The 17,049-nt window shown below is 56.9% G+C and carries 14 protein-coding genes; 5 read left to right on the top strand and 9 right to left on the bottom strand.

The features are described 5' to 3' along the window. Positions 1 to 9 precede the first annotated feature (9 nt). From trbL to trbB, 7 genes are read right to left on the bottom strand one after another with little or no spacing between them, the layout of a single operon-like run. Complete coding sequence (gene trbL, locus O6760_RS33050; protein WP_269586498.1) at positions 10 to 1,167, bottom strand: P-type conjugative transfer protein TrbL; 1,158 nt, start codon at positions 1,165 to 1,167, stop codon at positions 10 to 12. After that, positions 1,164 to 1,358: a hypothetical protein gene (locus tag O6760_RS33045; RefSeq protein ID WP_168693807.1), complete on the bottom strand. Its 195-nt coding sequence runs from the start codon at positions 1,356 to 1,358 to the stop codon at positions 1,164 to 1,166. The genes trbL and O6760_RS33045 overlap by 4 nt, the downstream gene beginning before the upstream one ends. Before the next feature lie 3 nt (positions 1,359 to 1,361). After that, positions 1,362 to 2,153 carry a P-type conjugative transfer protein TrbJ gene (gene trbJ / locus O6760_RS33040; protein ID WP_168693808.1) on the bottom strand — a complete coding sequence of 264 codons (792 nt, stop codon included), beginning with the start codon at positions 2,151 to 2,153 and terminating at the stop codon, positions 1,362 to 1,364. Then, the gene (locus tag O6760_RS33035) at positions 2,131 to 4,578 is read right to left on the bottom strand and encodes a conjugal transfer protein TrbE (protein WP_269586497.1); all 2,448 of its coding nucleotides are present in this window, start codon (positions 4,576 to 4,578) and stop codon (positions 2,131 to 2,133) included. The genes trbJ and O6760_RS33035 overlap by 23 nt, the downstream gene beginning before the upstream one ends. A gap of 2 nt (positions 4,579 to 4,580) precedes the next feature. Beyond that, a complete protein-coding gene (locus tag O6760_RS33030; RefSeq protein ID WP_075284017.1) occupies positions 4,581 to 4,877 on the bottom strand; it encodes a conjugal transfer protein TrbD in 297 nt (98 codons plus the stop codon). After that, positions 4,870 to 5,229: a TrbC/VirB2 family protein gene (locus O6760_RS33025; RefSeq protein WP_075284018.1), complete on the bottom strand. Its 360-nt coding sequence runs from the start codon at positions 5,227 to 5,229 to the stop codon at positions 4,870 to 4,872. The genes O6760_RS33030 and O6760_RS33025 overlap by 8 nt, the downstream gene beginning before the upstream one ends. After that, positions 5,219 to 6,223 (bottom strand): P-type conjugative transfer ATPase TrbB, encoded by a 1,005-nt coding sequence (gene trbB / locus O6760_RS33020; RefSeq protein ID WP_075284019.1) that lies wholly within the window; start codon positions 6,221 to 6,223, stop codon positions 5,219 to 5,221. Before trbB ends, O6760_RS33025 begins: the two co-directional genes overlap by 11 nt. Positions 6,224 to 6,978: 755 nt before the next feature. Here trbB and repA point away from each other — a divergent pair. The 3 genes from repA to repC all read left to right on the top strand — a co-directional run bounded on the left by repA (position 6,979) and on the right by repC (position 10,754). Beyond that, a complete protein-coding gene (gene repA / locus O6760_RS33015; protein ID WP_269586496.1) occupies positions 6,979 to 8,175 on the top strand; it encodes a plasmid partitioning protein RepA in 1,197 nt (398 codons plus the stop codon). 78 nt (positions 8,176 to 8,253) lie between these two features. Further along, on the top strand, positions 8,254 to 9,249 hold the full coding sequence (gene repB, locus O6760_RS33010; protein WP_209171639.1) for a plasmid partitioning protein RepB: 996 nt from the start codon (positions 8,254 to 8,256) through the stop codon (positions 9,247 to 9,249). A gap of 191 nt (positions 9,250 to 9,440) precedes the next feature. Continuing rightward, positions 9,441 to 10,754 (top strand): plasmid replication protein RepC, encoded by a 1,314-nt coding sequence (gene repC, locus O6760_RS33005; protein ID WP_209171638.1) that lies wholly within the window; start codon positions 9,441 to 9,443, stop codon positions 10,752 to 10,754. Positions 10,755 to 10,797: 43 nt separating this feature from the next. Here the strand turns inward: repC and O6760_RS33000 are convergent, their stop codons facing one another. Next, positions 10,798 to 11,007: a hypothetical protein gene (locus O6760_RS33000; protein WP_209171637.1), complete on the bottom strand. Its 210-nt coding sequence runs from the start codon at positions 11,005 to 11,007 to the stop codon at positions 10,798 to 10,800. An 87-nt stretch (positions 11,008 to 11,094) separates the two neighbouring features. Next, positions 11,095 to 12,036: a recombinase family protein gene (locus O6760_RS32995; RefSeq protein ID WP_209171664.1), complete on the bottom strand. Its 942-nt coding sequence runs from the start codon at positions 12,034 to 12,036 to the stop codon at positions 11,095 to 11,097. Positions 12,037 to 12,318: 282 nt separating this feature from the next. Between O6760_RS32995 and O6760_RS32990 the strand changes: the two genes are divergently transcribed. Beyond that, complete coding sequence (locus O6760_RS32990) at positions 12,319 to 13,425, top strand: RHE_PE00001 family protein (protein ID WP_209171636.1); 1,107 nt, start codon at positions 12,319 to 12,321, stop codon at positions 13,423 to 13,425. Positions 13,426 to 13,708: 283 nt separating this feature from the next. Continuing rightward, entirely contained in the window at positions 13,709 to 17,008 is a 3,300-nt protein-coding gene (locus O6760_RS32985) for a DEAD/DEAH box helicase (protein ID WP_269586495.1), read from the top strand. Positions 17,009 to 17,049 lie beyond the last annotated feature (41 nt).

Raw genomic sequence — 17,049 nt, 5'->3', positions numbered from 1 at the left:
GCCTATTGCTCAGGAGGATTTGGGCGAAGACCCGCCGCCAGTTGGCTTGTTCGGCAGGGATTGCCGCAGTTTGTGATTGGCGAGACCTAGCGCCGAGGCGTTTCCTGCATGAGGCGCGCCAGAGAGCTTGTCTGCGGCAGCTGATGAAAGGGCTGCAAAGGGAGCCATAGCGGCCTGCGCCGCAGCTTGCCCTCTCGAAGATCCATCGTTCCTGGCGGTTTCGTAGGCTGCCTTTGCACCAGCGGCCATTTGAGCGCTGCCGATAGCGGTTCCGGCAGCGAAAGTGCTGGTCTGGGTGCCATGACGAATGACTTCCATGCCGTTGCCGACCGAAACGCCCTGGACAACACCTTGCAGGATCTGTGGGACGTACATCGCGATCATAAAGACAACCACTGAAATCCCCGCAATTGTCAACGTTGCAAGGAATTGATCATCCGCTGTTGAACTGTTGGAAAGGCCGATCAGAACTTGAGAGCCGATACGCGCGATCATTACCAGCGCCATCAGTTTCATGCCGACTGAGAACGCATAAACCAGGTATTTGATTGGAAATTCTTTCGTAAAGGACGTGCCACCAAGGCCGAGCATGATGACGCCTGCCAGGAGGCCGACATACATTTCGATCCAAACTGCAATGAAGATCGCGGCCACAAGCGAGAAGCAGATAATCACCACAACCATTGCCAGCACGGACGCAATAGCCAACCCATTGTCTTCGAACAGACCGAACTGCGCATTCTGCGAAAGGTTGGCGGCAACTTCGACGCCGGCGTTAAAGATATTTGCCGGAGAAGCCGAGCCCCCGCCCGCTCCAATCTGGAAAAGGCTGTCTACGACGGCTTGAGCGAATTGTGGCCCATTCGTCAAAATGAACGCGAAGAGGCCGACAAACATAATGCGCCGAACCAACTCGCTAACCCAGGCTTCAAGCGCAGCGGCCTGAATCGCCAACCAGACAGCGGCAATTCCAAATTCGATGCCAGCGAGGATCCAGAACAGCGACTGAGCTGCGTTCGTGATCGTTCCTTCCCAGCCTTTCGCCGCGGAAATGACCTGATCTTTCAGGTTGTCCAACACAGCACCATCCGCGGCGAGAACCGGTCCCGCCAACAATAGCAACACAACTGGCGACAAAGCTGAGATCGCTCGAGGTTTTGGTTTCATTTGCCGAAATCCACGCTGATTTCATCGCCGCCCGTTGTCGGGTAATCCTTCGGGTCCGTTTGAATGAATTGTTCTTGTGTATCGACGTTGGTTTGTTTCTCGGCTGGTGCGGAGAAAACGAAGATGTAAGTGACGGACGCAGCTCCAAACAAAAGGAGGGCGAGCAGTAAGTACAAATAAGTCTTTGCCATCTTTCAGAAGTCCACGCTGAGTTCGTCGCCGCCGGTGGTCGAGGATTTTGTCGCACCGAAGAACTTTTCCCTTTTTGACTGAGCAAGGTCGCTCTTCGTCTGCTCGGACTGGTACCAGGTCCCCATCATGGTCATCTGCTGAGAGACAAGACCTCGAAGCTTCTGCATCTGCTCGACTTGCTGGGCTGCAATCTCATGACCCACCTGCAAGGCCTGCTTTTGGCCCTCCGCGGACTGAGAATGCTGCCGGAGCTGGCGCATGGTGTCCTCTTCCGTCGCGAACTGGTCCGAGGTGTATCCGGCCGCTTTCAAGGTCGAGGAGATCGTGTCCCGGTTGGTGTCGGACCAGCCTTGGTACATGGTCGAGAACGACTGCGCTTCCGGCAGGCCGTTCTTGGCGAAATCGGCGTAGCTCTGGAACCGCTGTTTCAGCGTGTCGTCGAGGTTGCCCATTGAGAACGCCATGGCCTGACCCTTCTGAACCAAGCTCTGCAGTTGGCCGAGGTTCTGTTCAACCTCACCCCAAACCTGCATCGGCAGGGAGAGCGTGTTCTGCAGCATGTTCTCGTAGATGCTGATCTGGTTTTCGATCATCTGGATCTGGTTGCCGATCTGCTGCACCTGATTGGCAATCTGCTCGGCGTTCTGACCGCCGAGGGCGATGAGCTCACTGTTGTTGAGGATCTGGGTGAACTCGGTCGCACCGGTGACCGCGCCACCGGCCTGGACCGGTCCTGCAATTCCGATTACACAAAGAACGCTGGCGAGCGATCTAGCCAAGAAGCTGTTCGGCATTGGCAATTCCTCTTTGCTTGAGCCATTCGGCGGGCCATTTGTCGCCGTGGTGGAGGTGAAGGTCTTCGATGCGCTTGAGATCGTCCTTCGCGGACGCGCCAACGAAGGACAGCGTGATCGGGCCGAGCGCCATGTCGAAGAGCCGGCGCCCATCCGGAGACGTGACGTAGTACTCGCGCTTCGGGATCGCCGAGGCGATGATTTCGATCTGCTGGTCGTTGAAGCCGAGCTTTTCGTAAAACGCGCGCGTTCCGGAAACTCGGGCCTCACCATTTGGCAGGCAAACCTTTGTCGGGCAGCTTTCCTTCAGAACGTCGATGATGCCGGATCTGTCGGCATCCGAGATCGATTGTGTTGCCAGGACCACCGCGCAATTCGCCTTGCGGAGAACTTTCAGCCATTCCCGGATCTTGTCGCGAAAGACTGGGTGACCGAGCATCAACCAGGCCTCATCAAGAATAAGCAGGCTCGGTTCACCGGTCAGGCGTTTTTCGATCCGGCGGAACATATACAGCAGGACCGGGATCAGGTTCCGGTCGCCCATGTTCATCAGCTCTTCAATCTCGAAGGTCTGGAACCTGGAAAGCGACAGGCCGTCTTGTTCGGCATCGAGGAGCGAACCCATGGGACCGTCCACCGTGTAATATTGCAGCGCGTCCTTGATCTCCCGGTTCTGGACACCCGACACGAAATCGGTGAGCGACCGGCGCTGAGACTTCGACATCAGGTCGATCTGCGTCGTGATCGCGTTGCGGTGCTCTGGCAGAACCTTCACACCCTGCATTTCGATGAGGGTTTCCAGCCACTCGGCAGCAAACGCCTTGTCGGTGGGATCCTCGAGAGAGGAGAGCGGTGCAAAGGCCAGTGTGTCCGACTTGCCGACGTCATATTGATCCGCGCCAACGGCAAGCGTCAGTGGATACATCGACTTGCCTTTGTCGAAGACGAACACCTGCGCATTCAGATAGCGAAAGAATTGAGCCACGATCAGCGCGAGAAGCGTCGATTTACCCGAACCGGTCGGTCCGAAGATCAGCGTATGCCCCAAATCCCCGACATGAAGATTGAAACGGAAGGGTGATGAGCCAGAGGCCACCTGCATGAGCGGCGGCGATCCAACTGGGTAAAAGGGGCATGGCGCTTCCGGCGATCCGGCCCAGACGGAATTGAGCGGAGCCAGATCCGCGAGATTGCGTGTGCTCACCAGCGGCTCGCGAACGTTGGCATAGGAAACGCCCGGCAGACTTCCCAGGAATGCCTCGGTGGTGTTCAGGGTTTCTATGCGGCCGCCAAAGCCTTCGTTCTGCACGAGCCGGCGCACCGCCTCGCACTTCTCCTGAAGCCGCGCCTGGTTCGTGTCGAAGAGCACAATGACAGGCGTGTAGTGGCCGAAGGCGACGAGTTGCGAGTTCGCCTCGGCAATCGCGTCCTCGGTTTCCCCGACCATCACCATGGCGTCTTGATCGAGCGATCCGGAATTGGTCTTGAAGAGCTGGTCCATCAGCGGCCGCACCTTCTGCAGCCACTTCTTGCGTGTCTTTTCCAACACCGAGCGCGCCTCGATCGGATCGAGAAATATGAACCGGCTCGACCAGCGATAGGTGATCGGCATCAGATCGAGCGCGTTGAGGATCCCCGGCCAGCTTTCGGCCGGGAACCCGTCGATCGCCACGACACCGACATAGGTGCCGTCGATGATGGGGTTGAGACCGTGATGGAATTCCGCCGTCACCAGATAGTCGAGATACATCGCAATGTCAGGCAAGCGGATCGGATGGTTTTCTCCGATCAGCGCGAAGCGTGCGAACTGCAGGAGATCATCGTAACGGCCACGCCTCTCCCCTGCCCTCCCCGCTTCTATTTCCGGCACTTCATGGGTTTCCATGCGCCGGATCGAGACGACATTCGCCATATACTGCTCAAATTCCCGGATCGTCGTCTTGAAGTGCTCAAGCGTCCGGGAGGCAATAGACGTGTTGCGGCTGGCGTCGTCCGAATAGATGTATTTCACCAGTTTGGACTTGTTTTTCTCCGGCGGCCGGTAGGTCAGGATGATGGCGTGCTGGCTCTCAAAATGCCCCTCCCCGGCTTCGAACCGCTGGCGGCGCTCGTCATCGATCAAAGCCGTGACGGGGTCCGGAAAATGCGAGCTTTCCCTGTCCGGATATCCGGTTGAGGGAATGCGAACCGCTTCCATCTGGATCATCCAGCCGTTGCCGAGGCGGGCGAGAACCGAGTTGATCTGTCTGGAAACTTCGTTCCGCTCAGACGCGGTCGAACTCTCGCTGTCCGGCCCGGCAAAATACCAGCCGGCCATCAGGCCCCCGTCCTTCAGGAGCACAATGCCGTTGTCGACCAGCGCCGCGTAAGGGAGCAGGTCGGAAAAGGACGGCGCAACGTGCCGGAATTTTTTGAGGGCAACCATGTTCAGTATTTCCGCCAGGGCGTGGATGTCGGCCGGTAATAGGCGCGGTATTTGACGTGCCGCAGATAGACAGCGCGCATCAGAGGGTCCGCCTTGGCCATCATCCGCAGCACGCCAACCACCACGATCCAGATCGCGATGCCGAGCACGGCGGCATAGGGCTTCAGGATCACGAAAATCAGAATGACCGAGGCAAGACCGGTCACGAGCACCAGCTCGCGGTCTGCCCCGAACAGCAATGTCGGGCGAGAAAGAGCGCGGTGGATCCGCGCTCTGTTGAGGCCCGGCGCGTCAGTCACGAGCCGGGTCCACGGTTGCCGCGTTCCCTTCCGGAGCAATGCCGATGGAGGCACCGGAGGAACCAAACAGGCCGACGATAGTGGACGCGCCGAGCAGGACCCCGAGAACCAGAACCACGTAGGCCAGGCGGCGGGCAAAGTCGTTGAGTTCACCGCCGAAGATCAGCATCGCGCCGGCGATCGCCACCGCGATCAGGCCAACGGCGCCAGCGACAGGACCGTTGATGGAGGCCTGGATTTGCTGAAGCGGGCCTTCCCAGGGAAGCGAGCCGCCGCCGGAGGCGAAGGCTGGTTCAATTAGGTACAGTCCTGCACCGGCGAGAAAGAGAAGAAATACAAAATTACGCGACATGAAGAGTCCCTTGTCTGTCGTTGGAATTTTTGTTGAGGAACTGAGATGCAACTGCTGAGCGGATGTCATAGGTGCCGTCCCGAAAGCCGGACACAGTCACGATGTCCCGAACGATGCGCCCGTGTTCGGGGGAGCGCTCGATCGAGACGATGAGGTCAACCGCTTCCGCTATGACTTGGGGCATCGGCTGCTGAGACACTTCGGCGATCAACTGTTCAAGGCGCGTCAGTGCGGTGAAGGCATTGTCGGAGTGAACCGTGGCGATGCCGCCCGGGTGGCCCGTGTTCCATGCCTTGAGCAGTGTCAGAGCCGCACCGTCGCGCACTTCGCCGACAATGATCCGGTCTGGTCGCAAGCGCATGGTCGATTTCAGGAGCCGTTGCATGTCCACGGTGTCGGACGTGTGCAGGATCACGGCGTTCCTGGCCGCACACTGGATTTCCGCTGTGTCTTCCAGAATGACAAGGCGGTGATCCGGAGCAACGGACACCATTTCGCCAATGATCGCGTTCGTCAGGGTCGTTTTGCCGGTGCCAGTGCCGCCCGAAACCAGAATGTTTTTCCGGCCGGCAACCGCATCACGGATCACGGTGGCTTGGCCGTCCGTCATCACGCCATCCTCGACGTACCTGGAAAGCGGGATGAGCAGCGATGCCTTCTTGCGGATCGTGAAGGACGGCTTGGAAACGACCGGTGGCAGAAGACCCTCAAAACGATGACCGCCTATCGGCAGCTCGCCGGAAATGATCGGCTTGTCAGAGGTGATTTCCGTGCCGAGCGCATGGGCGACCTTGCCCATGATGATCTGGGCGTCATGGGGCGTCATCTCGCCGGAGGGCTCCATTCCCTTCCCGACGCGTTCGATGAACAACTGTCCGTCCGGGTTGAGCATGATCTCAACGACAGTGTCGTCCGACAGCGCCGACAGGATCGTAGACCCCAGCGAGTCTCCCAGCCCGGCGATAAGCCTGCGACGGCTTTCACCGTTCCTCAATGTCCCCTCCCCTACCGGTGAAAGCTGAGATGTTCAGGGGATCGTGCGGCCTCGCCGAGACAGCATTTATCGGACCGGGCATGAGGGTATGCCCAGGCTCTCCGGAGGTCATTCGGAGTGTCCTTTTATATTTGAGATCAATAAGATACGACTACAGCAATCAGTGGTTGATTACCTTGCGAGAGGGCGCAACCCAACACGGAACGAAGTGTCATCGCAAGGTTGAGAAAAAGTTTTCCACACCTAAGGAGAGTTGTTGGAATCGGCAAATGTGACGATGGGAAACCTTTGATTAACGCTCGATTTTTGCCAAGATTGCTTTTTGTTTTCAGATCCCTCGTAGGCGTATCCACCCAAAAATCGCACGCTGCGGGTTCCGCGGTAAATTGCGCTGTTGTAGGGAAACGAAGGTCTGGCTGTTGGCGGTTCTCACTTTCCTGAGTCGGGTCGCAATGTGGCAGATTTAAGCGGAATTTCGTCTATTGGCATCTATGAGATGCCTGCTTTGATGAGCCCCTTAGGAAATCTTTCGGGGAAAAATAATGATACTGTGAAATTCACCATACGAACGTAAGCTACAGAAAATAAACAACAAAAATAGGAAATCTTGGGATCTCGAGATTTGACCTGGAGGCACTCGTTAAGATTGTGTTAACCAAAAACCGCTTGCGCGTGTACCGGAATCGCTCATAGTAATAACGCTTTCCCGCTGTTCGTCTTAGGAAAAGCGTTATTCCGAAGAAAGTGAGATCTCGGTGTCTTCTGCCGCAGAAAAAGAGTCGTTAGATTTCGACGAGGAGATCATTCAGCAGGGCGAACTGATCTCTGACCGGTTGAATATGCTTCGATTGGAGCAGTATCCCCCTGATGCGCAAAAGGGCCTGCGGATGTTTTCCCTGGCCGAAGTCGCCGACTTCATCGGCGTCACGCAGAACCACATAAAAAAATTGCACCTCGATGGCAAAGGGCCAGATCCAACGGTTTCCCCTTCCGGGCGAAGATCCTACACGGCATATCAGATGTTGGAGCTGCGGGAGTACCTGGACAAGCACGGTCGAAGCGACATCAAGAATTATGTCCCCCGCCGTCGAGACGGCGAGCATCTGCAGGTTATCTCGGTTGTAAACTTCAAGGGCGGATCTGGGAAGACTACTACGACCGCGCATCTTGCACAGTATCTCGCGCTGACCGGACATCGAGTTCTGGCTATCGATCTCGATCCGCAGGCTTCATTGACGGCTCTGCATGGTGTTCAGCCTGAATTGGACAAGAACCCGTCATTGTTCGAGGCACTTCGGTATGATGACGCTCGATGCTCTATCAAAGACGTCATTCGCCAAACAAACTTTCCCGGTTTGGATATCGTGCCCGCCAACCTGGAGCTTCAGGAGTACGAGTATGAAACTCCCCTCGCTGCGGCGAATTCCCACGAGGGGCGGCTGTTCTTCACACGTATTTCCAGAGCTCTAAAGGAAGTTGATGACGAATATGATGTGATTGTCATCGATTGTCCGCCGCAACTGGGTTATCTGACTCTGACCGCACTCACCGCTTCTACGGCGGTTCTCATCACTGTCCATCCGCAAATGCTTGACGTGATGAGCATGAGCCAGTTTCTGCTCATGCTTGGCGGCATCTTGCAGTCCATCAAGAGTGCGGGGGCAAAAGTCACTCTGGATTGGTTCCGATTCCTTGTGACTCGATACGAGGCGACTGACGGTCCGCAGGCGCAAATGGTCGGCTTTATGCAGGCGATGTTCAACAAGAGAATGCTGAACAATCAAATGGTGAAGTCGACTGCGATCTCCGACGCTGGAATAACCAAGCAGACCGTATATGAAGTCGAGCGCGCCCAATTCGTTCGTTCAACTTATGACCGAGCAATTGAGTCCCTAAACGCTGTCAATGGTGAAATCACTTCTTTGATCCACAAGGCATGGGGACGGAAATGACCAAACTCTTGACAGCCGTGCAAATTGGGGAAAATCGACGGAAAATCAATACGGTATCTGCGATTTCAGGTGAGAATAATGGCTAGAAAACATCTTTTGAGCAACATAGGTGCTCAGCCCAATAAGCCGACTGAAACGGCAGCTAAAGGCGAATCTCGCGTCGATTATGCACGACGGGGCGCTTCCCGGTCGATGATGCAGTCTCTGGACGATTTGGCAGAGAATTCGATGCGGGTGCTTGAGGGGGATGTGGTCGTTTCCCTGGACCCTGAAAAATTGGACCCCTCCCCCTATCAGGATCGCATTGGCGAGGATCCGGTTAAGGACCAAGAACTGCTTGAAGCAATCAAGGAAGCAGGCCAGCATCAACCGGTTCTGGTTCGACCTAGTCCCGACGATAGCGCACGTCACATTATCGTTTTCGGACATCGTAGGGTGCGCGTCGCGAAGAAACTTGGCCAAAAAGTCCGCGCGGTCGTGAAGCCTCTTGAAGAGATCGCCCACGTGATTGCGCAAGGCCAAGAAAACTCGGCCAGGGACGATCTGAGCTTTATCGAGAAATCACTATACGCAAGGCGACTGCAGGAGTCGGGGATCGATAAAGCGACAATCAAGACTGCTCTCACCATTGATGACACTCTGCTGTCCAGAATGCTCTCAGTGGCCGAGACCGTCCCAGCTCCCGTGCTCAATGCTCTGGGTGCTGCCAAGGGGGTTGGACGCGATCGTTGGGAAGACCTTAAGAAAATCGTACAAGCGCCAGCAAAATCTGCACTGGCACTGGAACTGATTCAATCTGATGCATTCATCGAGCTTGAGGAAGGGGGGCGGTTTGGCTTTCTGATTGAGAAGCTCAAGGTCTCCAGAGCGACAAAATCCAAGAAACAACGTCCAGCGGAGAAAGCCTGGAGCCTATCCGACGCCGCCGTGAAGGTCTCCACTAAAGACAGTGGGAAGGCGTTCACGTTGGCTTTGAAGTCCAAGGACGCCTCGCGATTTGGCGCTTACTTGTCGAATCGACTAGAGCACCTTTATCTAGAGTTTCAGCGAGATGGAGAGGGAGGAAGCGACTGAATTAACGGTCGTAAATCACGGCCAGCAGGAAATTTGGCAAAGAAAAAGGCCACCGAAATCGCTTCCGGAAGCCCTCTCTTGTTGTGGTGACTAGAGAATCGCACTTCCCGGAATCACAGTCAAGACTCTTTTGAGTCGTGAGCGCCTTTTCGGCGAGCAGTTTTCTATTGCCTAGCAATAGGTGAAAGAAAATGCAGACGCATATCACAACGACGCCCTTTGGGCGGCGGCCGATGACGCTTGGCCTGATGGCAAGCCAAGTTGCCGCGAAATCAATGCCTGATGGAGCAGCGGTCGAGAAGTGGAAGGTCTTCCGCTCGATCCGCGAAGCCCGAGACCTTCTTGGCGCCACAGACCGTTCCCTGGCTATCCTCAACGCGCTCCTATCTTTTCATCCGGACAATGAGCTCTGCAGCGACGGCACGCTCATCGTATGGCCGTCGAACGAGCAGCTTATGGCGCGCGCCAATGGTATGCCGCCAACAACGCTGCGCCGGCATCTGGCGGTCCTAGTTGATTGCGGCCTTATCGTTCGCCGTGACAGCCCGAACGGGAAGCGTTTTGCGCGAAAGGGGCGGGGAGGGGAGGTTGAACAGGCCTATGGCTTCGACCTCTCGCCGATCGTCGCCCGTGCCGAGGAGTTCGAGCAGCTTGCAGAAGCCGTGCAGGCCGAGAAGAAGGCATTCAAAATCGCAAAGGAGAGGCTTACGCTCCTTCGTCGGGATATTGTGAAGATGATAGATGCCGGCATCGAAGAACGCGTTCCGGGCAACTGGGGCCGTGTCCAGCAGATCTACCAGGAGATTGTCGGCCGATTGCCGCGATCGGCGCCTCGCCAGGTCATCGAGAAGCTTTGCGAAGAGCTGCACGAGTTGTGGACCGAGGTGCATGACATTTTGGAATCATTTACGAAAACACAGAATCTGGATGCCAATGAGTCCCATTTTGGACGCCACATACAGAATTCAAATCCAGACTCTAATTTTGAATCTGAACATCGCTCTCGAAAAAAAGAGGCTGGCGGGACCGACGAGAAAAACAACAACTTGAGGAGTTTGCCGAAACGGGAGTTGCCTTTGGGGATAGTGTTGGATGCTTGCCCCGATATTGTGGACATGGCCCAGGGGGGCGGAATACGCCATTGGCGGGACTTTTTGGCGGCCACGGAGGTGGCCCGGCCGATGCTGAGGGTCAGCCCGAGCGCCTGGCGAGAAGCTTGCGAGGCCATGGGCGAGGTACAAGCCGGAATTACGCTCGCGGCGATCCTGCAGCGAGCTGATCAGATCAAGAGTGCTGGCGGCTATCTGCGTAGCTTGACCGACAAGGCGAGAGAGGGCCAGTTCTCGACATGGCCGATGGTGATGGCGCTCTTGCGTGCAAAGCTCGATGCCGACAAGAAAGCCGCCCGCGCGTTGGCTGAGACCTCTGATGCTAGTGGCAGCCGGAAAGAAGGCTTTGAAGTGTCCGACGCCCCTCGAGAACCTATGAGAAGGTGTGAAACATGACGTCAACTTGTTCGGGGTTGCCACACTTTTTCGGATTCAGGCTTCACTCGTTGTCGACGCGACAATCGAAAGTACCGAGCAGGGAATCGTCAATTGCCTGGCCGAGAGCATTTGCGGAAATCGCGAGCTCTGCTTTGTCATCAGATCGGGCGGCTGTGGCAAGTGTAGAAACATGCTCAACAATGATGGCGTTGGCTCGCTCAACGGCCCACTGGGCAGGCTCCCCGCGGTTGTTGATGACCAGGGCGACCATGCTTCTGCGCTCTGGGCTTTACGGTTTGTTTGCCAGGTTTCCAGTAGGATCAGAACGCGCGATTTGTACTGCGTTCGCGCCTATTTTTCACTCCGGTAGTTCTGTTTCACCAATGTCGATCAGGCCATTGCGTTTCGCGCGGTCGATGAGGTTCTTAACGGAAGAGAGCGCCCATTTGATACTGCCTCGGGGCGTACGTTCGTGCAGCCGTTCGAGCTGGCTGGCGATTTCGCGCAAGGTTAGCTCAGGATTGGACGAATGGATGCCAGCAACCAGCGTCATCAGCCGGTCTTCCGGCGGACGCGGTGGCGACTTTTTGAGCAGGTCCTTGTCCGCCATTCCCTCTGCGACCATCCACTTCACCGCGCGCCGCAGTCGTTCGGGCGTCCAGTCCAATCCGCGGCTTTTCAGAAATCGCGCGATATCGTCCCAGGTGTGATCGGGGCGCATGCGCCGGACAATGGGAAGCCATTGACTGGCAGTCGCCTGAATGCGTGCGCCGTAGGCTGCCTTCTGAGCGGCCGTCATCTTGGCGAGTGCTTCAGGTCTGCGCTCTCGAATTCCTGGATTGCCGGGTAACTTCCCTTTCGCCTTTGCGGCTTTGATGCCGGCTTTTGTGCGTTCGGAGGTCAAGGCGCGTTCGAGCTGTGCGACTGCCCCCAGAACCTGAAGGGAAAACATGCCCTGAGGTGTTGTTGTGTCGATAGGGTCGCTCAGCGAGCGAAAATGTGCGCCCTTCGCGTTCAGATCTTCGATCACTTCCAAAAGATGGTTCACTGAGCGGGCGAGACGGTCAAGCCGGACGACAACCAAAGTCTCACCCGCTCCAATCTCTCGAACGAGCCTTGCAAGGGCGGGCCGCGCGCGCGATGCGCCGGATCCGTATTCTTCAACGATTGTGTCGCAGCCGGCCGATCGCAGTTCCATCTCCTGGGCTTCAGTCGCCTGCTCGTCCGTGGAGACGCGTGCATAGCCGATCAGCCGTCCCTCAGGTCGATGAGAAGAGCGATTGAGCGCTGATTTCGCCATTTGGGACGCCTGAGAGCCGATAAGAGAGCGAATTTCCAAATAAAGAAGATACGGATAACCGATCGTTTGTAAACGTCTCTTGAGCGCCTTTTCCACGATCTGAACCGTCAAAACCCCAGGAAAACCGAGCCTTCTCGTCGATCTGAGCACGGATTGCAGGGCCTTTGTTCAATTCAGAAGGCGTCAGACTGTATTTCGGCGAATGTGAGTTGAAGGGGTAATCTATGACGGAAGCAAATTACGTGATAACTTCCGTATAGATGTGGAAACCGCGATAATACAATGCCTTATGAAATTGGAAAACTGAACCTTGAGGCTTTGATAGAGCCGATATCGGCGGCGGAGGACGCGCTGGCGCGGTTTGATGAGCGTGTCGCCCGCTCAGAAGTCGGACAGGGCTTTGCAGAGCGGGCCGATTTCTTCGAGGCCGTCTCCAGCATGTGGGTTGCCGGTGAACTCGTCCATCTGGAAGACCTGGTTCTGCACGATGCCCAGATGGACGTTCGTGCACCAAGCCATGAACTCGTCATTGCGCACCGGATCGTGCGGGCAAGACGACGGGCAGTGAGAAACGATCCGGGCTGGGCGGTCTCGCGAACTGGGATCATGGCCTTTGCAGGGATTGCCGAGCAGGAGGATGAGCTTCCCAGAACACTCAAAAGGAGAGGGGAGGGGAGGGACCTCGAAACGGACGAGCACGATGCAGTTCCTCCGGAATTGGCGGAGATCGACGAGGTGCTTGCGGAAACCAGCTGGCTGGTGGAAGCCGTTCCCTCCGGATCCACCAGAACCCGGCAACCTGAACTCATTGTGGGCGAGTTGGTCATTCGGGATCCAGATTGGGACGAATCCGAACGGATCTCTGAATGGCTCGAGTTGGTCAGAAATGTTGAAGCGCTTCCGGCGACCTTGGCTGCTGCGCTTCTGTGGGATGCATGGGAGCGTCTTGAACCGCTGCAGCGGCAGCATTGGCTTGGGCAGCTGCTCGTTTCGGATTTTCTAAGATCGCGAGGAAAGGTCCGGTCGCACCTCTTCGCTTACTCCCTGGGGCTTCGAGATATCCCGCGTGAACGCCGGCGTGCGCGAGACCGGACGACGAGGTTGGTTGGCTTTCTCGATGCTATGACTGCAGCTGCATCCAGAGGAATGAAGGATATTGATCGGCTGACGCTCGCGAAGCGGCAACTCGAGCGGCGCGCTGTCGGCAAGAGATCTAATAGCAGCCTGCCGGCTGCGATCGAACTCATTTTGTCGCGGCCGATTGTGTCTGCGCACATGCTTGCCAAGGCGGCAGGGATCACGCCACGAGGGGCGCTCAATCTAGTCAGTGCTCTCGGTGTGCGGGAGATGACGGGGAGGGGACGGTATCGGGCGTGGGGGATTTTGTGAACGCTTCGCGCCGCATTTCGGACGCTCAGCTTATTACGGCTATTTCCTAAAAGTCGCCGTTAGTTGTTGGTTGCAGACACTAAAGAAAATGGGATGGATTGCGGCGAATCTCGAAAATTCGCTTGTGCCTGAAGCTGATACAGGGCAACGCTCACGCTGAGCCTGGCAGTAAACTATTCGTCGCCACTCGCCCTGGTTGAAGCATTGGCCGCAAGCGTCTAGATTTTTTTGTCCTAGCAATGAGCGGCGCACGTAATCGCTGCCGTCACACCAGGGGGTGACGATGAGCATGTTCGAGGACTGGAGGGGCCGACTCACTCTGCCGCCCTTGCCGGAGCTTCGGGTAAAGGTCGGCCGCAATGCAGTCAGGCAGGTCGTGTTCCGCGGAGCCACGACACGCGCCCGCATTTTCGTAAGCGACATGCCGGGTCATGACCTAGTCAAGACCGAACTAAGGCCACCATACGACCAACTCTATATCCGCCGCAAAGGTGCGAAGCGCCGCGAGACGGATCTGCCTGTCCTGGCGGCAGGCCTAGCACGTAACGCTACGATCCCCGAGACCATGACCTTGCAATGGGACGTTGTAGAACCGCTTACCCAGCGCGTCGACACGCCCGAGAAGCTGCTAACCACATGGGAGAACCAGTTCAGCTTTCGGCTGGAGGGCCAGAATGACGAGCCAGGCCTGCGTCTTCCGCAGTTCGGCGCTCTCCATGCTATCGCTGCCCACTTCGCCGTGAGCGACACGTTTGAGCCCGCGACGGTCGTGCTGCCGACGGGGACAGGCAAGACCGAGACCATGCTTGCCGCACAAGTATATCTTCGACCAGCCCGCACTCTCGTGCTGGTGTCGGGCGTACCCTTACGTGACCAAATCGCGGATAAGTTTGCAACCCTTGGCTATTTACCTACGGCCAAATCGATCCCAGGCGAGTTATCCGGCCCCCGTGTGGCACTCATCTCCGGTGGCATCCGCAACGTCAACGAGGCCGAAGAACTTCTGGAGAACGCGAACATCATCATCGCACTGCCAAACTCACTGGAGGCTTCCGACGCGACCGCCACCGCGACGCTAATCGACGGATGCTCACACCTTTTCGTTGATGAGGCGCACCACATCACCGCGCGGACCTGGCGCTCAGTCCGAGACCGCTTCAGCAGCGGGAAGGTCCTCCAGTTCACGGCGACGCCGTTCCGCCGGGACGACCAGCGCGTAGATGGCAAGATTATCTTCAACTACAAACTCGGCGACGCTCAGCGCGCCGGCTACTACAAAAAAATCAATCTCAGGACCGTTGAAGAGTACGGCGACCAGAAGACGCGCGATGAGGTCGTCGCTCGTGCGGCCATAGAAGCTCTGCGGAACGACGTAAACGAGCAGAAACTCGACCACATTCTGATGGCGCGCACTGAAACGCAGGCGCGCGCCGATGATCTCGCTGAGATCTACGAGCGGCTCGCCCCAGAGTTCGCACCAGTGAAGGTCTATTCAGAGAGGCCGGACAGCCAGAATCGCGCGGCGTTGGCGGCGCTCCACAACCGCAAGAGCACGGGCTCGCGCATCGTCATCTGTGTCAACATGCTCGGCGAGGGCTTCGATTTCGCTCAGCTCAAGCTCGCGGCGCTGCATGACACGCACAAGTCGCTTGCCATCACGCTCCAGTTCATCGGCCGGTTCACGCGTAAAGGCCCTAAGGACGTGGGCAACGCGACCGTCGTCACGAATATCGCAGACCCCGACGCAGAGAAGAAGCTCGCCGCGCTCTACGCCGAGGGCGCGGATTGGGACCTATTGATCCGCCGTCTAAGTGAAGAGCGCATTGATGACGAGCTACGGCTGCAGAACGTCATCGAACAGCTTAAGCTGAACGGCACGCTCGCCATGGAGCTTTCGCTCTGGAACCTCCGCCCCGCCATCTCGACTCAGTTTTACAGGACTAAGTGCAAGGACTGGATGCCACTAAAATACGCCGGTGTCCTGCCGGCCGCCGCCGAGACCTGGTATGCCCTCGACTCCAAGGACAGACTTTTTGTGGCGGTGGTCGCGCAGATGGAAGAGGTCAAATGGGGCGACTACCAGAACGTTGTGAACACCCTCTACGACCTCGTTATCGCCCGCTGGGACAAAGACGAGGGCGTATTGTCTATTTACGCCAGCGATTACGGTCGAATGCGGACCGAGCGGATGGCGAAGGCTATTGCGGGCGATGATGTCGAGCTCTTCAGCGGCGACGCTATTTTCAACATTCTGAACGGCGTGGAACTACCGCTCGTGAAAAATCTCGGTTCGCGCCGTGTTGGCGCGATCAGCTTCACGACCTACTTCGGGGCGAATGTCACCGAAGGTCTTGGACACATCGATAAGTCCGAAGCTGAACTCAATAACATTGCCTGTGTCGGATACGAGGACGGCGAGCGCGTCCTTTGGGGTGGAGCTAAACGCCGAGGCAAGGTTTGGCAGCAACGCAAGTCTGGTTCGGTCGCGGATTGGGTCGCCTGGACGAAGTCTACGTGGAACAAAGTCACGTCGGACGACGACGACGTGAAAAACATCATCAAAGGCTTCCTCAAGCCCATCAAACTGACCGCTCCGCACACCTCACACGCCATCTCCGCTGAGTGGGGCGAGCAGGCTCAACAGAACCAAAGCGAACGGCAGGCCATCTTCTTCGGCAAGGTTGAGAAACTGCTTTACGAGGTGGATGTCGGTATCGAATCCGTCGAAGATGATGGCACGGTCAACGTCAGCTTCGAGGCCGAGGACACTCAAGCCATATATCAGCTGAAGATTTCGGAGAGCCTTCCCGGCGGGTACGCATATGAGCGCAAATCCGGTCCCGCTGTAATGTTCAAGCGCGTGACTAGGGAAGCCGAACCGCTAGAGGTCTACCTCCAGCGCGATCCGGTTGTGATCCGCTACGCGGATGGCACGCACTCGTACAACTGCTATCACATACCGACGAACCTTGAAGCGGGTGTTTATCCCAAGGACCAGTTGGAGGCCTGGGATTTCAAAGACGTGCCGCTCAACAAAGAATCCATTGGCAAAGCCGGCGACGCGGCGACCATTCAGTACCGCGCCTTCGAACAACTGCAAGACGAGCACGACCTGGTCTTCAACGATGACGGCAAGGCCGAGGCCGGCGACCTCGTATGCCTGAAGGACATCGATGAGAGCACCATCAAGCTGACGCTGGTCCACTGCAAAGGTGCCATCGGAGGCCGCGTCTCCGCTCTCATCGAAAACTTCTATTTCGTCTGCGGCCAAGCTCAGAAGTGCATTACCAAGAAGCACAAGGGTGTAGAGCGCCTCGTTAGAGACCTTAAACGGCGCGAGGCGCAGTGGACGGCAACAGGGAACACTCGGTTCCTAAAGGGCGGGCAGCGCGAGCTCTCGTACTTCAAGGAGAAGGCTCGAAAATCGCGTCTTGAGTTCGAGGTCGTCCTTGTGCAGCCGGGCGCAAACTCCGATAGCGTAACCGTTCCCATCCTTCAGTTGCTGGCGACTACAGAGCTCTTTTTGAAGAAGACTACGGACGCCAGTTTCCGCGTCATCCTCAACGCAGCCGGAGCCGATTGACGTGGTTAGCTGGCCTAAAATCTGAAAAAATTCGTCATCAT

The organism is Roseibium sp. Sym1 (assembly GCF_027359675.1).
GTDB lineage: Bacteria > Pseudomonadota > Alphaproteobacteria > Rhizobiales > Stappiaceae > Roseibium.
This window is presented reverse-complemented; position numbering and strand designations above follow the sequence as displayed.